Below are 14,778 nucleotides of genomic sequence, written 5' to 3'. Positions count from 1 at the left end.
CGGCGGCCCACGGTCCTGATGTCCCACGCCTGGGGCCGGCAATGGGTGCACGTCGGTACTTGGCGTCCCCAGTGCGGCAATCCGCCCTGGACGGTCCACTCGGCACAAAACCGGACCCGCCAGGGCACTTCGGACCAGCCGGGCAACGCGGCGCCACCTCGCGTCGCCCGGCAGAGCGTGGTGGGGCCGTGCCTTCCCCTCCCCCCAAGTCGGCACGGACCCACCACGCTCGCTCCGCCGCTCAGCCGAGGCGGTGGCGCCGGATCAGGTGCCGGGTGATCACCGTGCGCTGGATTTCGTTGGTGCCCTCGCCGACGATCATCAGCGGCGCGTCGCGGAAGTACCGTTCGACGTCGAACTCCGTGGAACAGCCGTAGCCCCCGTGGACGCGGACCGCGTTCAGGGCGATCTCCATCGCCGTCTCGGAGGCGAAGAGCTTCGCCATGCCCGCCTCGAGGTCCGCGCGCTCACCGGAGTCGTAGCGGCGGGCGGCGTGGTGGACCGGCCGGCGGGCCGCCTCCAGCTTCGTGGCCATGTCGGCGAGGAGGTTGCCGACCGGCTGGTGCTGCCAGATCGGCTTGCCGAACGTCTCGCGTTCCTGGGCGTACCGCAGCGAATCCGCCGGCGCGGCCCGGCCGGCACCCGGAAGTCCGCAAAGGACAGTTCGCAGCTTTCGACGCCTTTGTACCCCGGCTTCGGGAGATCCCGCGACACGTGGAATCGCGCCGGCGAGGCTCATCCACCCGCACGCCAGCTCCTCGGTGACCTCGGCGTAGCACCGGGCCGAAACCGGCGTGCCGCCCCAGGCTTCGGGGACGGCGAGCCCGAAAACGCCGAGCTCCTTCATCCGCTCAACGAGCTTTTCCATCAAATCCAGTTGATGTATTGTCCGGGGATGGCCTCCGAGCCGCCCGTGTTCGTCCGCCTCGCCGCCCACCCGCTGCGGTGGTCGCTGCTGACCGCGCTCGCCGGCGGCGACCTGCGGGTCCGGGAGCTGGTGGAGCGCGTCGGCGAGCCGCAGAACCTGGTCTCCTACCACCTGCGGCTGCTGCGGGACGGCGGGCTCGTCACGGCCACCCGGAGCAGCTTCGACGGCCGGGACAGCTACTACCACCTCGATCTCGACCGCTGCGCGGGCGCGCTCGCCGAGACCGGCGCGGCCCTGCATCCCACCCTCGATCCCACACTGGATCCCGTGCTGCGCCCCGAAGTCTCGCCGCCGCCGGGGCGGGTGGCGGTGCTGTTCCTGTGCACCGGCAACAGCGCCCGGTCCCCGATCGCCGAAGCCCTGCTGAGACGGCGGCGCGCCGGGGAGGTGACGGTGACCAGCGCGGGCAGCCACCCGAAGGCCGCCCTGCACCCCGGCGCGATCCGGGCGCTCGCGGAGTTCGGCATCGACGTCGGCGGGCAGCGGCCGCGGCACCTGGACGCGGTCGCCGGGCAGCGGTTCGACCACGTCATCACGGTGTGCGACAAGGTCCGCGAGGTCTGCCCCGAGTTCCCGCACCACCCGCGGCGCCGCCACTGGAGCATCCCCGAGCCGGGCTCCTTTTCGGAGACGGCCGCGGAGCTCGACACACGCGTCCGGCACCTGCTGCCGGAACTCGTGCCCGGCAAGGAGGTCCGGCCATGAGCGAGCAGTACGCCGGCGTCCGGTACGTCGTCGACGACGTCCAGGCGGCCCTCGACTTCTACACCACGCACCTGGGCTTCACCGTGCGGATGAGTGCGGCGCCCGCGTTCGCCGACGTCGTCCGCGGCCCGCTGCGGCTGCTGCTGTCCGGCCCGGCGAGTTCCGGCGCGCGCGCCACCCCCGCGGACGCTTCCGCCGCCGGCCGCAACCGCATCCACCTGGTGCTCGACGACCTCGACGCGGAGATCGCCCGGCTGACCGGCGCGGGAGTGGCGTTCCGCACCGAAGTGGTGTCCGGCCCCGGCGGGCGCCAGATCCTCCTGGCCGATCCGGCCGGAAACCTCGTGGAGCTGTTCCAGCCCGCGCACTAGGCTGCGGCCGTGCCGGAAACGCGCCTCGACCTCGCCCGGATCCGGGCGGCCCGCGAGGTGATCGATCCGGTCTTCCTGGACACGCCGCTGTACCGCTGCGAGGCGCTGGAACCGGTGCTCGGGTGTGCGGTGAGCATCAAGCTCGAGACGGCGAATCCGGTGCGGAGTTTCAAGGGCCGCGGCACCGAAGTGGTGGCAAGCGGGCTCGCGGGAGCGGTGGTGTGCGCCAGCGCGGGCAACCTCGGCCAGGCCCTCGCGTGGTCCGGGCGCGGCCGGGGGCTCGACGTCACCGTCGTGGCGTCCCGGCACGCGACGGCGGCCAAGCTCGACCGCATCCGCGCGCTGGGCGCCCGGCTCGAACTGGTGGACGGGGACCACGAACTGGCCCGCGAGCGCGCGGCGGCCATCGCCCGCCGCGAGGGCATCCGGCTGGTCGAAGACAGCCTGGACCTCGAAACCTGCGAGGGCGCGGCGACCATCGGCCTGGAGCTGGTGGACGCCGCCACGTCGTTCGACGCGGTCCTGCTCGCCCTCGGCGGCGGGGCGCTCGCGACCGGCGTGGGGCACGTGGTGCGGGCCCTGGCGCCCGGCACCGAGGTGCTCGGCGTCCAGCCGGCGGGCGCTCCGGCGATGACGCGCTCCTGGCACGCCCGGCGCGTCGTCACCACCGGCCCGACGAACACGATCGCCGACGGCGTCGCCGGGCGGCGGCCGATCCCGGAGGTCCTGGCCGACCTCCTCGTCGTCGCGCACGACGCCGTCCTCGTCACCGACGCGTCGATCATCGCCGGGATGCGGCTGCTCCTCGAACACGCCGGCCTGGTGGCCGAACCCTCGGCCGCGCTGGGCATCGCGGCGATCCTCGAAGACCGGGACCGCTTCGCCGGGCGGCACGTGGTGACCGTCGTGTGCGGCGGCAACGTGGACCTCGGCGCCTACCGCCACTGGGTTCGCTGACGACCGCGGAAAATTACCAAAGGTAAGTTTTGCCGCCTCCTTGACTTTACCAATGGTCAGGGAGGAAGGTACTGGCCACCTGATTCGTCTAGACCAATCGGCGCTCCCCGCGGTACGGCATCCCCAGGAGGAGACCCATGTCCCGCAGCAGCATCCGGACCACCACCGCAGCCCTGACGAGCCTCGCCACCGCGGCCACGGCCGCCCTCGTCCTCTCCGGCGGGGCCGACGCCAGCCCGGCATCCGCCGCCGCCGGCTGCGGTGTGCTCTTCGACGACTTCCACTACGCCTCACCCACCGACGGGGCCTTCGGCAGCGCCGGGTGGACCACGCGCAACGACGTCGGCAGCCCCGGGGTCCCGGGCGCGCGCTGGCTCACGAGCAACATCAGCTTCCCGGCCGTGAACGGCGAGCGCGTCGCCCAGCTCACCGCCACCACCGACGGCAGCGCCGCCGGCACGACCCACGCGGAGCTGTACCAGAACCAGCTGCGCTTCTTCGAAGGCACGTACGCCAGCCGCGTCCGCTTCACCGACGCGCCGGACAGCGGCCCCGACGGCGACCACGTCAACGAAACCTACTTCACGATTTCCCCGCTGCGGTACGACCGCGACCCGCTCTACAGCGAACTGGACTTCTCGGAGTACCTGCCCAACGGCGGCTGGGGCGGCTCGACCGCGAACTACCAGACCAGCTGGTACACCTACTGGAACAACCCCACGTGGGACGGCCTGCGCACGTCCACCGCGCAGAACCGCAGCTTCGCCGGCTGGCACGACATCGTCACGCAGGTCTCCGGCGGGCACGTGAAGTACTACATCGACGGCGTGCTCACCGCGGACCACACCACCGACGCGCAGGGCGACCCGGTGTACCCGCGCACGCCGATGTCGATCAACTACAACATGTGGTTCATCGACACCGCCGGCCACACGAGCGGCACCAGCGCCTACACCGAACAGGTCGACTGGACCTACTACGCCGGCAACCAGGTCGTCTCCCCGGCCGACGCCGTCGCCCAGGCCGGGCAGTACCGCTCCGCCGGAACGTCCCATGTGGACAGTGTCAATGGCTGCACGACCCCGACCACCCCGCCGGCGACCACGACGCCGACCACGCCCACCACACCGACGACCCCCACCACGCCGACCCAGCCCGCGAACTGTTCGTCGGCGGCGGAATGGGACTGGGGCACCGTGTACCTCGAGGGCCAGCGGGTGAAGCACAACGCCCACCTCTGGCAGGCGAACTGGTGGACGCAGGGTTCGGAGCCCGGCCTCACCGCCCAGTGGCGCGACCTCGGCCACTGCTGAGAACCCAGGAGCTCCCCGTGCGCAGACGCATCCTCGCCGCCGTACTGGCCGTCGCCGCCGCGACCGCCACCGCCTGCGGCACCGACACCCCCGCTCCCGCCGCCCGCGGCGGCGCGCTGACCGTCTGGCTGATGAACGGCGACCTCAGCGACAAGGCCGCCGCGGCGATCGGCGCCGCGTTCGAGAAGGCCACCGGCGCTCACGTCACCGTGCAGATCCAGGAATGGGACAACATCAACACGAAGATCAGCACCGCACTGGCCCAGGACAGCACGCCGGACGTCATCGAAATCGGCAACACCGACGTCCCGCTGTTCGCCGCCAACGGCGCGCTGACCGACCTCACCCCGCACCACGGCGAGCTCGCCGCGGGCCAGACCTGGCTGCCCGGCCTGGCCGGACCGGCCACTGTGGACGGACACCTCTACGGCGCGCCGCTGTTCGCCGGCAACCGCGCGGTGATCTACGACAAGCAGGTCTGGGCCGACGCCGGCGTCACCGACCCGCCGAAGACCCTGCCGGAGCTCACCGCCGCCCTGGACAAGATCAAGGCGAAGCACCCGGCGCCGGACTACTCGGCCTTCCACTTCCCCGGCCGGTACTGGTTCGGCGCGCTGCAGTTCGTCTGGGACGCCGGCGGGCAGCTGGCCACGCAGAAGGACGGGAAGTGGACCGGTGCGCTGGAAAGCCCCGAAGCGCTCAAGGGCCTGCAGGCGTGGAAGGACTTCCAGAACGCCTACTCCTCCCCCGCGTCCCGCAACGTCGACACCAAGGCCCCCGACCAGGCCGCGATCTTCTCCGCCGGCGGGGCCGCGGCCATCCTCGACACGAGCGTCAACACCGTGCTCAAGAACAAGCCGGAGCTGAAGGACCGGCTGGGCACGTTCCCGTTCCCGAGCGGCACGCCCGGGAAGACGCAGCCGGTGTTCCTCGGCGGCTCGGACCTCGTCGTCGCCGCCAAGAGCCGCAACTCCGACCTCGCGCTGGCCTACCTGAAAGCGGCGACGGACCCCGCCGTGCAGCGGGACGCCATCGCCGGCATCGACGGCTGGACACCGATCTCGACCGAGCTGATCGACCGGATCACGCCGGCGCTGCCGCCGATCGACGTCGCGTTCGCCACCGCGGCGAAGACCAGCGTCGCCACTCCGGCCGCCCCCGGCTGGGCGACCATCGAGAGCGACAAGTCCATCAACACGTTCTTCGCCGACATCGCCACCGGACGCCGGCCGATCGCCGACGCGGCCCGGGAGTTCGACGCCCACCTGACCGAGGCGCTGGGCGCCCGCTGACCGGCGGGGTGGCCCGGCCGACCGCCGTCCCCGCCGGGCCACCCCGCCCCTGTTCCGCGAAGGAGTCCCCGTGCTGCTCGAGAAGGCACCCACCCGGGAAAGAACGGCGGCGCCCCGCCGCCGCTCCCTGCTGCCCTACGGCCTGCTCCTGCCCGCGGCCGCGCTGCTCGGGCTCGTGCTCGGCTACCCGCTCGTCCGGCTGGTCGTCATTTCGCTGCAGGACTACGGGCTGCGGTCGCTGTTCACCGGCACGACCCGCTTCGCCGGCTGGGACAACTACGCCGGCGTCCTCGCCGATCCCGAGCTGCTCCCGGTCCTCGGGCGCAGCCTCGGGCTCTGCGCCGCGCTGGTGGCCGGCACGCTGGTGATCGCGTCCGGCGTCGCGTTGCTGCTGCGCGGCCTGGGCCGCCGGATGCGCACGGCGGTCACCCTCTGCCTGATCGCGGCGTGGGCCCTGCCGAACGTGGCGTCCACCCTGGTCTGGCAGTGGCTCTTCCAGCCCGGCTACGGCGTGGTGAACTGGCTGCTGACCCGGCTCGGGTTCGGGGACCTCACCCAGCACGACTGGACCACGACCCCGGCGTCGGCGTTCACCCTCGTCTGGCTGCTGGTCGTGTGGCAGTCGGTCCCGTTCGCCGCGCTCACCCTGCACGCCGGACTTTCGCAGATCCCGCGCTCCTACTACGAAGCCGCGGCACTCGACGGCGCCGGGCCGTGGCGGGTGCACCGCACGATCACCGTCCCGTTCCTGCAGCCGATCCTCGGCCTGGTCACCATCCTCTCGATCATCTGGGACTTCACCGTGTTCAACCAGATCTGGATCCTCACCCAGGGCGGCCCGGGCGGCGGCACCACGACGCTCGGCATCTGGACCTTCACGCGTGCCTTCAGCCGCAACGACTTCGGCCAGGGCGCGGCGATCGCCGTCGTCTCGGTCGTGCTGCTGGTCGGCCTGACCGCCGCGTACGTGCGGCGGCTCGTCCGGTCCGGGGAGGACCTGTGATCCGGCGGTTCGGCCGCAACGCGATCGCGGCGGTGTTCTGCCTCGTGTGGATCTTCCCGGTCTACTGGATGGTGCTCACGGCGTTCAAGCCGGCGGGCAAGATCCTCCAGCCCACGCCGGAGTTCCTGCCCGTCGACGTCACGCTGGGCAACTTCGCCGGCGCGCTGGCCAAGCCCGGGTTCGTCCAGGACCTCGCCAACAGCGTCGTGGTCGTCGCCGCGGTCGTCCTGCTGTCCATTGTGGTCGCTTTCCTGGCCGCGACGGCGTTGACGCGCTTCCGGTTCTTCGGGCGCCGCAGCTTCCTCGTCGGCGTGCTGGTGCTGCAGATGGTGCCGGTGCCCGCGCTGGTCATCCCGCTGTTCCTCGGCCTCAAGAGCGCGCACCTGCTCGACACGCTGCCCGGGCTGATCCTGACCTACGTGGCGCTCGTGCTGCCGTTCACGATCTGGACGCTGCGCGGCTTCCTGCACGGCATCCCGGTCGAACTGGAGGAGGCGGCGATGGTCGACGGCGCGACGCGCGCGCGGGTCATGCGTTCGGTCCTGCTGCCGCTCGTGCTGCCCGGGCTGATCGCGACCAGCGTGTTCGCCTTCATCACCGCGTGGAACGACTTCCTCTTCGCCTACGTGATCATGAAGGACAGCTCGGGCTACACGCTGCCGGTCTGGCTGGTTTCGTTCAGCACCAGCACGGGCACCGACTACGGCGGCCTCATCGCCGCGTCGACGCTGTTCGCGCTGCCCGTCGTCATCTTCTTCGCGCTCGTGCAGCGCCACCTGGTCGAGGGCATGACCGCGGGCGCGGTGAAGGGCTGATGCTCATCCCCCGCCCCGCACGGCTGATCCGCCGCGCCGGTTCCTGCGTGCCCACCGGGATCCTCGCGGGTCCCGGCACCCACGGCCCGGCCCGGCTGCTCGCCGCGTACACCGGGCTCCCGCTGGTCCCCGACGGCCCCGTCATCCGGCTCGCGCGGAAACCGGGACTCGGGCCGGAGGAGTACACCCTGGAGGTCACCCCCGGCCGCGCGCTGCTCACCGCGTCCACGGAGGCGGGCCTGCTCGCCGGGGTGCAGACGATCCGCCAGCTGCACCCGCGGTTGCCGTGCCTGACGATCCGCGACGCGCCCCGCCTGCCGTGGCGCGGCGTGCTGCTCGACGTCGCCCGGCACTTCATGCCGCTTTCGTTCCTGCGCGAGTTCGTCGACCTCCTGGCGCTGCACAAGTTCAACGTCCTGCACCTGCACCTCACCGACGACCAGGGCTGGCGGATCGAGATCGGCGGCCGGCCCCGGCTCACCGAGGTCGGGGCCTGGCGGGCCGAATCGATGGTCGGGCCCGCGGGCAGCGGCGTCTTCGACGGCGTCCCCCACGGCGGGTTCTACACCCAGCGGGAGCTGCGCGACCTGGTCGCCTTCGCCGCCGAACGCGGCGTGCGGATCGTGCCGGAGATCGACCTGCCCGGGCACGTGCGCGCGGCGCTGGCCGCCTACCCTTCGCTGGGCAACCGGCCTTCGGTGGCCCTGCCGGTGTGGACGGAATGGGGCATCAGCCCGGACATCCTCGGCGTCCACGACGAGGCCTTCGCCTTCTGCCGGGACGTCCTCACGCAGGTCGCCGGCGTGTTCCCGGCGCCGTACCTGCACATCGGCGGCGACGAATGCCCGACCACGCAGTGGGAAACCAGCCCGGACGCACAGGCCACCGCGGCGGCCCTCGGGGTGCGTCCCGCCGAACTCCACCCGTGGTTCCTCGGCCGGCTGCACGACATCGTCGCGGAGCTGGGCCGCCGGGCGGTGTGCTGGGACGAGACCGGCCACGCCGCGGGACGGCTGCCCGCGGAGCTGATCGTCACCGCGTGGCGCGACCCCGCCCACGGCGCGCTCGCCGTCGCCCGCGGCCACCAGGTCGTGATGGCGCCGCACACGTCGACGTACTTCGACTACCGGCAGAGCGAGGACCCCGGCGAGCCACCGCGCGAGCCCGTGACGACGCTGGAGGACGTCTACCGCTTCGATCCCCTGGCGGGCGGGCTGCCGGTCAGCGACGGGACGACGCCCGGGGTGCTCGGCACCCAGGCCCAGCTGTGGACCGAGCACGCACCGACGCCCGAGCACGTGCGGCACCTGGCGTTCCCGCGGCTGTGCGCCCTGGCCGAGCGGGCGTGGTCGCCGCCGAGCCGCGGTTATGCTGATTTCCGCCAGCGCCTGGCCGGCCACCTCGACCGGCTGCGTGCGCTGGGTGCCCTGCCGAAGGAGCGCGTCCGGTTCGCCGGCGCGCTCGGAGTATCCGGGAAGACGGTGCCTTGACCGCTGTGCCATCCGGGGATGCGCCCCAGGCCGGGGGCTCCACCGCCCGGAGCCCCCGGAAAGAAGCCGGGCCATCGGGGGCTTCGCCCCGGGTCGGGGGCTCCGCTACACAGAACCCCCGAAAAGAAGCCGGGCCAGCCGGAGCCTCGCCCCAGGCCGGGAGCTCCGCCACCCGGAACCCCCGCAACGAAGCTGTGACATCCGGAGCCTCGCCCCACGCCGGAGGCTCCACCGCCCGGAACCCCCGCAACGAAGCTGTGACATCCGGGGCTCCGCCCCAGGCCGGGAGCTCCGCCACCCGGAACCCTCGCAACGAAGCCGGTGACCCGGCCGACCGGCCGCCCACCGTGAAGCGCGACCGCGTCCGGCGGCACCTGCTGAAGGTGATCGAGAACGCCGGCCCCGGCACCGGGCTCGCCTCCGAACGGGACCTCGCCGCCGAGCTGGGCGTCTCGCGCCCGACCGTCCGGGCCGCCATCGACGAGCTGACCCGCACCGGGCTGCTGGTGCGCCAGCGCGGCCGGGGCACGTTCACCAGCCCGCACAAGGTCACCCAGGAACTGGCGACCGGGCTCGCGGTGCCGCCGGCGGAAGGCCACTGGACCAGCCGGGTGGTCGCGTTCGCGGTCTCCCCCGCCCCGCGGTCCCTGGCCGGGGAGCTGGAGCTCGAGCCGGGCACGCCGGTGCTGCGCGTCACGCGCGTCCGGTACGTCGACGACGAACCGATCGCGATCGAAGGCCTGGCGCTGCCCGCTTCCCTGGTCCCCGGCCTGCGCCCGGCCGACCTGGAGGCGGGCAACTTCTACCGGCTGCTGCGGGAACGCTTCGGCATCGCCGTGCAGGACGCGGTGCAGACGATCGAACCCGCGGTCACCGACCCCGGCCAGGCCGAGCTCCTCGAAATCGCGGTGTACGCCCCGATCCTGCACATCGAACGGCTCACCCGGGACACCACGGGCCGGGTAGTCGAGCTGACCCGCTCGGTCTACCGCGGCGACCGTTACCGCATCACGTCGAAACTCCGGTTCGACGCCGAATCCGGTTAATAAATCTTCGACCCGTCGGAAAACGGGGTTTCTTAGCCGACCCTCGTTACCCGAACGAGTGAACGCCGGACGGCGTTCGGGTGACAACCACGCCGAAACTCCCTCGTCACGGCAGGTGCCCACCACGGCATACGGCCCAGCAATTGCGCTGTTCGCATCGCTTTTTCGGCGCCCGGGTGAGAGTGCTTCAACCGCACTGCCGAAGCGGCATAGGATTTTCCTTCGGCCAGGAAAACGTTTCCTGACGCATTTCACCCCTTTCCGGAATCGAGGACCAACCATGCGAAGACGCATGCTGGGGGCGGTCCTGCCCCTGGCGCTCGCGACGGCCGCCGTCGTCCCGCTGCCCGCGGCCGCCGACCCCGCCCCGGCGGTCTCGGCGCTGACGAAGTCCGTGCAGGGCACCGGTTCCCCGGCCGCCCACGGCGCGACCGCGAACTGGGTCGTCGGCTACGAAGACCACGCGACCACGACCGGCGCCGCCGCCATCACCGACGCCGTCGGCGCCGGCCAGGCCTACCAGTCCGGCTCGCTGCACGTCCCGCCCGGCTGGACGCCGGAGTGGTCCACCGACGGCAGCACGTTCACCGGCGCCGAACCGGCGTCCGGCGTGACCGCCGTCCGCGCGACGAACCCCGCCGTCGGCCCCGACGCGACCCAGCTGACCGGCGCCCTCACCCCGCCCGTGCAGGCGGTCACCACCGCGACCGGCGGCGACGGCTTTTCGCCGATCCTGTACCGCACGCCGAGCGGCTCGCTGCAGGCCTGGAACATCTACCACCACCTGGGGGCCACGTCGCCGAAGGTGGTCTGCACCGAGCTCGCCACCGGCACGCGGTGCCCGGGCGGCCCGTGGCCGAAGGTGCTCAACACCGCGCCCGGCCCGCTCGGCACGCTGGGGGCCGGGGACATCGCCACCACCATGGTCGAGCAGTACGTCCGCGATCCCGCGTCGCCCGCGAAGGTCTACTACCCCGCCGTCACGGCGGCTTCCGTCGGCGTCGCCTGCCTCGACATGGCCGCCTCGGCCAACTGCGGGTACTGGCCGCTGGCCACCATCGGCGGTTCGCCCGCGGTGACCGGCATCACCGGGTTCGTGGAAACCGGCGGCAACGTGTACGGGCTGGTCAGCAGCGGCGCGGTGACCTGCTGGACCATCGCGACGCAGAGCGCCTGCGGCGGCCAGCCGTACGCGCCGATCGCGCCGCCCATCAGCGGCAACCCGTACGTCTACGGCGCGCTGGACGTCGTGGCGGGCAAGGTGTTCGCGTCGTCGTCGAACCCCGGCACCGCGCAGGTGCCGTCGCTGGGCTGCTTCGACCCGGCGACGGCCACGGCGTGCGCCGGCTGGGCCACCTGGCGGCCGACCGGACCGGCGGGGAACTTCACCTACAACGCCTACACGGCGTTCGGCACGACCGGTGCCCCGGTGGGGGTGTGCTCGTCGACGACCGGCGGCACCAACGTCACGACGTGCTACGCCCTCGACGGCTCGGCGCTGGCCCCGCCACCGGGCGCGGCCGCGCTGCCGAACGGGACGTACGTCTTCAACCCGGAGGTCGTCACCGACCCCAGCGGCCACCTGCGCAGCTACCTCCCGGTCTGGAACGGCGGTATCGCGGGTGCGGCGGTGTGCCACGACTGGACGACGGGGGCGGCGTGCGCAGGGCTGCCCGCGCGGATCACCCACCCCTCGGTGAACGGCGGCGCGACGCGGGACTACGGCTACGCGTACGACCCGCCGTCGGGCTGCCTGATCGGCCTCGGCGACGCGGGCGTGCTGTTCTCCATGGACCCGATCACCGGGGCCACGCCGTGTGTCCGCTCCGGCGGGCAGGTAACCCTGCGGCCGGGTGATTTCTACTGTGACGGCGGAAGTCACGTCCAGGGCTACACGTCCGCGCGGCTGACGGGCGTCGACCCGGCGAACGTCGACTTCGCGGCGTCGCGGGTGACGGTCGTCGACTCCGGCGGCGCGGTGGTGCCGACCCCGGGCTTCGCCCCGGACGGCTCGGTCGACCTCACCGGCGTCTCGGTGGCGGCACACCCGTCGATCACCGTGACGACGACCCTGGTGCTGCACAGCGCGGCGGGCTTCAGCGGTTCGCTGGTGGTCGACTTCGCCGGCGACGCACCCCAGGTGTGCTTCCGCACGACGATCTCGGCGGACTGCACGGTGACGTCGGTGGCGAACACGGCGACGGGCACGGATTCGACGGGTTCGTTCAGCTCCAACACGGTGACGCTCCCGGTCGCTCCCGGCGCGTCGTGCACCCCGAAGGTGACCGTGGAAAAGGAGATCTGCACGGCGATCCACCCGGCCCAGTGCGGCCCGGGCGGCGCCGGTCCGTGGGCGAAACAGGCCCCGGTGGGCCTGCTCGGGGTGCTCGCGGCGTCGGCGTACTGGCGGATCACGGTGACGAACCAGGGTCCGGTGGGGATCACGTCCGCGCAGGTCGTGGACACCGTGGAGCCGACCTGCCAGACGGGGCCGTTCGCACTGGCGGCGGGCCAGACGAAGCAGGTGTACTGCGCCACGTACGCGCTGCTGAACCTGTTCCCGATCACCAACAAGGCGAAGGTGACCTACGTACCGGTGAACGTCCCGCCGGGCACACCTCCGTCCACAACGGACTGGTCGTCGGCCAAGGCCTGCTCGCTGCTGTGCAGCCTGTGAGGAGGTGAGATCGCCGGCCCGCGGACGTTCTCCGCGGGCCGGCTCACACCGTGACGGCGTCTTCCACGGCGGTCTCGGCGGTCTCCGCCGGGACCGCCGGCGCCATCAGGACCGCGCACAGCGGCACGGCCATCGCGATCGCCGCCAGCACGAAGACCGGGAACAGGAAGGAGAACACCTCCGCGCCCGCCGGGTCCGGGGCGCTCATGTCCATCGTCATCCGGACCGCCGCCATGCCCGTGTAGTGCATGCCCGTCACCGCCGCGCCCATCACGAAGCCGGCCAGCAGCCGCAGCGAAAGGCGGTCGAGGAAGACGGCGAACCACAGCGCGGCGGTCGCCGCCACCACCGCGATCACCACCGAGAGGGCCACCAGGCCGCCGTCGTAGCCGAAGTCGCCCTTCACCCGCAGCGCCGACATCCCCGTGTAGTGCATGACATTCACCGCCAGGCCGGTGATGACACCGCCGAGGGCCAGGCGCCACCAGCCGAACTTCGCGCGGCCGCCCACCACCACGAGCCCCGCGAACACCGCCGCCACCGACAGGATCGCCGACAGGACCGTGCGGAAGATGTCGTAGCGGACCGGCATCCCCGGGGTGCTGAAGCCGAGCATGGCCACGAAGTGCATCAGCCAGATGCCGACGCCGCCGATCGACACGGCGGCCAGCACCAGCCACCGCACGCGGTGGCGGGGATCGGCCGCGTGGCGGGCTTGGACCGCGCACGCCAGCCCCAGCGCGCAGCCGACCACCGACGTCAGGTACGCGAGCACGAGCAGCCAGTGCCCCAGCGCGAAATGCTCCATGGCGAAGTCCTCTCTACAGGTCGCGCAGCCCGTGCAGCACGCGTTCCATCAGGTCGTGGCGCTCGTCCCAGGTGGCCGTGTCCGACAGCGTGTCGCGGACGATCACCAGGTAGTCCTGCATCAGGTCCGACACGAGCACGCGGACCACGCCGAGCGGCAGGGCCAGCAGGGCGGCGATCTCCATCAGCGACCGCGGCCGGACGCACAGCTCGAGGACCTCCGCCAGCGCGCTCGACGTCTGGTAGACGGCCTCGGCCCGGCCGTCGGCGGTGGTCTCGACCAGGGCTTCGACGGCGATTTCGACGGCCGGGGCGGTCCGGCCGTCGGTCCACGCGTAGGGGCGGGCCAGCGCCGGGCTGCGGCGCGGCTCGTCCCCGGGCGGATCGTCGGTCACCGGTGGTCCTGGGCCACCGGTATCTCGCGCGCGGGCACGTCGACCTTCTGCCCCACCCGCTCGACCAGCATCGTCATCTCGTAGCCGACCAGCCCGATGTCGCAGCCGGTCGAGGCGAGCACGACGAGGTTCGAGCCGTCGCCGACGCTCATCAGCAGCAGGAACCCCTGCTCCATCTCGATCACCGACTGCACGACGCGGCCGGCGGTGAACAGCTCGGCGGTGCCGAGGGACAGGCTGGACAGGCCGGCCGCGATGGCCGCGAGCTGGTCGCCGCGTTCCCGGGGCAGGGTGTCGTCGGCCGCCACGAGCAGGCCGTCGGCGGAGACGAGCACGGCGTGCGCGACCCCCGAGACGTCCTGGACGAACCCGTGGACCAGCCAGTTCAGCGTCGCGGACCGTTCGGGCGGCGCGGGGAGCGTCCCGCTGAGGGAGCGGGCCGCCTGCTGGGTGGCGGAGCGCCGGGGGTGCAGTTCCGTCATCGCGGATCCACTTCGTCCTTTCCGGATTGTTCGGCACGCGCGGCGCTTTCCATCCGGGCGGCGCGCATGCCTTGGTAGTGCCGCGAAAGACTGCTGCGCACGGCGGCGGCGTCGCGGAAGGTCCCGCCGGCCTGTTCGCGCGCGCGAGGAACGACGGCGCCGGGAGCGAGCTGCGCCCCGGGTCGCCGGGTGGGCAGGCCGGCATCGGTGAGGTTCCGCGCGGCGGGCGGCTTGAGAGCGCTTTCGGCGGCTTGCCGTGTGCGATCGGCCGGGGTGTCCCAGCCGCCGACGGGGGCCGCCGCGGGACGGAGGGTGGGATCGGCGGCGTGGGTTTCGGCTCGGTTGGGCCGGCTCGCCGCTTCGGCGAACGAGGCCTGCTCGGCCGGAGGGGCTCGGTGCGCCGCGGGAGTCTCGGCACGGCTCGCCCACCCGGACTCGGCCGTAGCCAGCTGGTCCACCGACTCCGCCGGACCAACTCGGTGCGCCGCGGAAGCGTC

Annotated in this window: 14 protein-coding genes and 1 pseudogene; 10 read left to right on the top strand and 5 right to left on the bottom strand. The window is 72.6% G+C overall.

The features are described from left to right. Positions 1 to 241 precede the first annotated feature (241 nt). A complete protein-coding gene (locus tag C2L58_RS03470) occupies positions 242 to 868 on the bottom strand; it encodes an acyl-CoA dehydrogenase family protein (protein ID WP_255410489.1) in 627 nt (208 codons plus the stop codon). Between the two features lie 27 nt (positions 869 to 895). Here C2L58_RS03470 and C2L58_RS03465 point away from each other — a divergent pair, with 27 nt between their 5' ends. The 10 genes from C2L58_RS03465 to C2L58_RS03420 all read left to right on the top strand — a co-directional run bounded on the left by C2L58_RS03465 (position 896) and on the right by C2L58_RS03420 (position 12,597). Beyond that, positions 896 to 1,633 (top strand): arsenate reductase/protein-tyrosine-phosphatase family protein, encoded by a 738-nt coding sequence (locus tag C2L58_RS03465; protein WP_103335760.1) that lies wholly within the window; start codon positions 896 to 898, stop codon positions 1,631 to 1,633. After that, positions 1,630 to 2,004, top strand: a complete 375-nt coding sequence (locus tag C2L58_RS03460; RefSeq protein WP_103335759.1) for a VOC family protein — start codon at positions 1,630 to 1,632, stop codon at positions 2,002 to 2,004. The genes C2L58_RS03465 and C2L58_RS03460 overlap by 4 nt, the downstream gene beginning before the upstream one ends. A 9-nt stretch (positions 2,005 to 2,013) precedes the next feature. Beyond that, the gene (locus tag C2L58_RS03455; protein WP_103335757.1) at positions 2,014 to 2,961 is read left to right on the top strand and encodes a threonine ammonia-lyase; all 948 of its coding nucleotides are present in this window, start codon (positions 2,014 to 2,016) and stop codon (positions 2,959 to 2,961) included. Positions 2,962 to 3,098: 137 nt separating this feature from the next. Next, on the top strand, positions 3,099 to 4,274 hold the full coding sequence (locus C2L58_RS03450) for a carbohydrate-binding protein (RefSeq protein WP_103335755.1): 1,176 nt from the start codon (positions 3,099 to 3,101) through the stop codon (positions 4,272 to 4,274). A 17-nt stretch (positions 4,275 to 4,291) separates the two neighbouring features. Beyond that, complete coding sequence (locus tag C2L58_RS03445) at positions 4,292 to 5,566, top strand: extracellular solute-binding protein (RefSeq protein ID WP_233225527.1); 1,275 nt, start codon at positions 4,292 to 4,294, stop codon at positions 5,564 to 5,566. A gap of 70 nt (positions 5,567 to 5,636) precedes the next feature. Continuing rightward, positions 5,637 to 6,569: a carbohydrate ABC transporter permease gene (locus tag C2L58_RS03440; RefSeq protein ID WP_103335752.1), complete on the top strand. Its 933-nt coding sequence runs from the start codon at positions 5,637 to 5,639 to the stop codon at positions 6,567 to 6,569. Beyond that, entirely contained in the window at positions 6,566 to 7,384 is an 819-nt protein-coding gene (locus tag C2L58_RS03435; RefSeq protein ID WP_103335751.1) for a carbohydrate ABC transporter permease, read from the top strand. The genes C2L58_RS03440 and C2L58_RS03435 overlap by 4 nt, the downstream gene beginning before the upstream one ends. Next, complete coding sequence (locus C2L58_RS03430) at positions 7,384 to 8,874, top strand: beta-N-acetylhexosaminidase (RefSeq protein ID WP_103335749.1); 1,491 nt, start codon at positions 7,384 to 7,386, stop codon at positions 8,872 to 8,874. The genes C2L58_RS03435 and C2L58_RS03430 overlap by 1 nt, the downstream gene beginning before the upstream one ends. Positions 8,875 to 9,221: 347 nt before the next feature. After that, positions 9,222 to 9,920, top strand: a complete 699-nt coding sequence (locus tag C2L58_RS03425) for a GntR family transcriptional regulator (RefSeq protein WP_103335748.1) — start codon at positions 9,222 to 9,224, stop codon at positions 9,918 to 9,920. A 280-nt stretch (positions 9,921 to 10,200) separates the two neighbouring features. Further along, positions 10,201 to 12,597, top strand: a complete 2,397-nt coding sequence (locus tag C2L58_RS03420; protein ID WP_103335746.1) for a DUF7617 domain-containing protein — start codon at positions 10,201 to 10,203, stop codon at positions 12,595 to 12,597. A gap of 43 nt (positions 12,598 to 12,640) precedes the next feature. On the opposite strand, the gene C2L58_RS03415 is transcribed toward C2L58_RS03420, so the two are convergent. From C2L58_RS03415 to C2L58_RS03400, 4 genes and pseudogenes are all read right to left on the bottom strand, one after another. Next, complete coding sequence (locus C2L58_RS03415) at positions 12,641 to 13,405, bottom strand: MHYT domain-containing protein (protein ID WP_103335744.1); 765 nt, start codon at positions 13,403 to 13,405, stop codon at positions 12,641 to 12,643. 13 nt (positions 13,406 to 13,418) lie between these two features. After that, on the bottom strand, positions 13,419 to 13,799 hold the full coding sequence (locus C2L58_RS03410; protein WP_103335743.1) for a DUF742 domain-containing protein: 381 nt from the start codon (positions 13,797 to 13,799) through the stop codon (positions 13,419 to 13,421). Beyond that, complete coding sequence (locus C2L58_RS03405) at positions 13,796 to 14,281, bottom strand: roadblock/LC7 domain-containing protein (RefSeq protein WP_103335741.1); 486 nt, start codon at positions 14,279 to 14,281, stop codon at positions 13,796 to 13,798. The genes C2L58_RS03410 and C2L58_RS03405 overlap by 4 nt, the downstream gene beginning before the upstream one ends. Further along, positions 14,278 to 14,778 (bottom strand): annotated as a pseudogene (locus tag C2L58_RS03400) (histidine kinase); the annotation flags it as partial. The gene C2L58_RS03405 and the pseudogene C2L58_RS03400, both read right to left, overlap by 4 nt.

The organism is Amycolatopsis sp. CA-126428 (assembly GCF_002904335.1).
GTDB lineage: Bacteria > Actinomycetota > Actinomycetes > Mycobacteriales > Pseudonocardiaceae > Amycolatopsis.
The sequence above is the reverse complement of the archived record's forward strand: the minus strand, read 5'-3'. Positions and strand labels throughout refer to the sequence as shown.